This is a genomic window from Streptomyces sp. NPDC059787, assembly GCF_042732315.1.
In the GTDB taxonomy this organism is placed as follows: Bacteria; Actinomycetota; Actinomycetes; order Streptomycetales; family Streptomycetaceae; genus Streptomyces; species Streptomyces atrovirens.
This window is the reverse complement of record NZ_JBHWHX010000066.1, coordinates 30,618-33,680: the sequence shown is the minus strand read 5'-3', so window position 1 is coordinate 33,680 and position 3,063 is coordinate 30,618. Positions and strand designations below refer to the sequence as shown.

At 73.2% G+C, this 3,063-nt stretch carries 2 protein-coding genes; one reads left to right on the top strand and one right to left on the bottom strand.

Annotated features, from left to right (window positions below):
* Positions 1 to 94: 94 nt before the first annotated feature.
* Positions 95 to 1,234 carry a YihY/virulence factor BrkB family protein gene (locus tag ACFV5H_RS34975; protein WP_385055133.1) on the bottom strand — a complete coding sequence of 380 codons (1,140 nt, stop codon included), beginning with the start codon at positions 1,232 to 1,234 and terminating at the stop codon, positions 95 to 97.
* A 90-nt stretch (positions 1,235 to 1,324) separates the two neighbouring features.
* Here ACFV5H_RS34975 and ACFV5H_RS34970 point away from each other — a divergent pair, with 90 nt between their 5' ends.
* Positions 1,325 to 2,959 carry an acyl-CoA dehydrogenase family protein gene (locus ACFV5H_RS34970; RefSeq protein WP_385055135.1) on the top strand — a complete coding sequence of 545 codons (1,635 nt, stop codon included), beginning with the start codon at positions 1,325 to 1,327 and terminating at the stop codon, positions 2,957 to 2,959.
* Positions 2,960 to 3,063: the final 104 nt, after the last annotated feature.

Genomic DNA, 3,063 nt, shown 5'->3' with positions numbered 1-3,063 from the left:
GCTGATTTCAGCCTCTCCGGCGTTTGAGGAGCGGGGTCTGGGGCGGAGCCCCAGTTTCGGGACGGGAAGGGGCGGCGGGGGCGAGCAAAACGGCTTACTTCTCCTCGTGCCCCGGCCCCTCGCCGTTCCTCGGGTGGGTGGACTTCACGTGGGTGCGCAGACGCGCCGTGACATCCTCCGGAGGGAGGAAACGGGACCAGCGTTCGGGGAACTCGGAGGGCATGTCGGGGTCCGCCTCCCCGGCCGCGGTGGTGCGGGCGACGTACTCGGCGACCTGCGCCTGCCGCAGCCGCTCGTTCGCCTCGCGGGCCGCGGCCGTCGCGGCGGCCGGCCAGACCCGGTCGATGGCCGCGTTGACCGCGGCGCCGACGAGCACGGCGAACGCGGACACACCGATCCACAGCAGTACGGCGACGGGGGCGGCGAGGGAGCCGTAGATGGTGGGCCCCTCGACGGTGTTCGTCAGGTAGAGCCGCAGCAGGAAGCTGCCGAGCACCCACATGGCGAGGGCGACCAGCGCGCCGGGCACGTCCTCGATCCACGGGGAGCGCACGGGCACGGAGACGTGGTACAGCGTGGTCAGGAAGGCGACGGACAGCAGGATGACGACCGGCCAGTAGAGGATCTGGACGAGCGTCGTCGACCAGGGCACCACCCGGACGACCGCGTCCGGTCCCGCCACCATCAGCGGCAGCGCGACGGAGCCGATCAGCAGGGCCACGATGAACAGCAGGAAGGCCAGCAGCCGGGTCTTCACGATGCCCCGGACACCGTCGAGGCCGTACATGACGGTGATGGTCTCGATGAAGACGTTCACCGCGCGGGAGCCCGACCACACGGCGATCAGGAAACCCAGGGAGATCACGTCGGGCCGGCCTCCCTTGGTGACGTCCCGCAGGATCGGCTCGGCGATCTCCTTCACGCCCCGGTCGGAGAGCACCGTCTGCGAGGCGTCCAGGAGGTTGCGCTGCACGCTCTGGATGGTGTCGGCGCCGGTCCAGGCGTCGACGTAGCCGAGGAGGCCGATCAGGCTGAGCAGCAGCGGGGGCACCGACAGCAGCGTGAAGAACGCCGCCTCGGCGGCCAGGCCCAGGATGCGGTACTCCATGCACGAGTTGACGGTGTCCTTCAGCAGCAGCCAGGCGGTCCTGCGCTTGGAGACGTTCCGGTAGAGGGCCCGGGCCCGGTGGAGGCGGCCGGAGGGCGCATCGGGGGATTCACTTGCTGGCTGCACGACCTAAAGGTATCCGTCGTGGCTGGTCGCACTCACCCGCAGGCCGGATCGGCGGGTGAGTGCGGCGTACCGCGGGGTAGGTTCGTGGGCATGGCAGGCACCACGCACACCGTGACCAATCAGGCTCCCCCGCTGGTGCAGTACGACGTGTTCGGCGCCGACCGGGCGCTGGTGGAGGCGGTCGAGCGGCATCTGGCGCCGGAGGTGCTGGACGAGGGCCGCTCCGAGCTGTCGGGGCTGGGGCGGACCGCCGGATCCGCGCAGGTGCAGGAGTGGGGGGTGCTGGCGAACGAGAATCCGCCGCGGCTGCGCACCCACGACCGCTACGGGCACCGGATCGACGAGGTCGACTTCCATCCGTCCTGGCACCGGCTGCTCGGCAAGGGCGTCTCGGCGGGGCTGGCGGCGGCGTGGGGGCGGCCGGGCGGGCATGTGCGGCGGGCGGCGGCGTTCCTGGTGTGGACGCAGGTCGAGGCCGGCAACGGCTGCCCGCTGTCGATGACCCACGCGGCGGTTCCCGCGCTGCGCACCGATCCGGCGCTGGCGGCGGAGTGGGAGCCGCGGCTGACGTCGACGGTCTACGACCGTGCCCTGCGGCCGCCGGGGCAGAAGCCCGGTGCCCTGTTCGGGATGGGCATGACGGAGAAGCAGGGCGGCAGCGACGTACGGGCGAACACGACGGCGGCGCGCCCGCTGGCCGAGGACGGCACGTACGAGCTGACCGGGCACAAGTGGTTCTGCTCGGCGCCGATGTCGGACGCCTTCCTGGTGCTGGCGCAGGCGCCCGGGGGCCTGACGTGCTTCCTGGTGCCGCGCGTGCTGGAGGACGGCACGCGCAACGTGTTCCTCATCCAGCGGCTCAAGGACAAGCTGGGCAACCGGTCCAACGCGTCCGCCGAGGTCGAGTTCGCCGGGACGTGGGCGCGCCGGGTCGGCGAGGAGGGGCGCGGGGTGCACGCCGTCATGGGGATGGTGGCGGCGACCCGGCTGGACTGCGTGCTGGGCTCGGCGGGGCTGATGCGGCAGGCCGTGGCGCAGGCGGTGCACCACTGCGCGTCCCGGGAGGCGTTCGGCGGGAAGCTCGTCGACAAGCCGCTGATGCGCAATGTGCTGGCCGATCTGGCGCTGGAGTCGGAGGCGGCCACCACGCTGGCGCTGCGGCTGGCGGCGGCGTACGACGACGGCGGCGAGCGGGAGCGGGCGCTGCTGCGGATCGCGGTGCCGGCGGCGAAGTACTGGGTGACCAAGCGGTGCGCGCCGCTCGCGGTGGAGGCGGCGGAGTGCCTGGGCGGCAACGGGTACGTGGAGGAGTCGGGGATGCCCCGGCTGGTGCGGGAGTCGCCGCTGAACTCGATCTGGGAGGGCGCGGGGAACGTCCAGGCGCTGGACGTGCTGCGGGCACTGCGCCGGGAGCCGGCCGCGCTGGACGCCTATCTGCGGGAGGTGGGGCGGGCGCGCGGGGCGGATCACCGGCTGGACGCGGCGATCAAGGACCTGCTGACCGAACTGGCGGACCTGGAGGGCGTCGAGGGGCGGGCGCGGCGGCTGACGGAGCGCCTCGCGCTGGTGCTCCAGGGATCGCTGCTGGTGCGGTACGCGCCGCCGCAGGTGGCGGACGCGTTCTGCGCGGCGCGGCTGGGCGGGGACGGGGGCGCGGCGTTCGGGACGCTGCCGCACACACTGGACCTGGCGTCGGTGGTGGAGCGGGCCCGGCCGGTGTCCTGAGGGGTCCGGCCCGACCCAGGGGCGCGGGGAACTGCGCGACCAGCCACCCCGGCCCGGCAGCCGCCGACGCACATCGAGCCACACCCCGTACCGCGCACACCGGC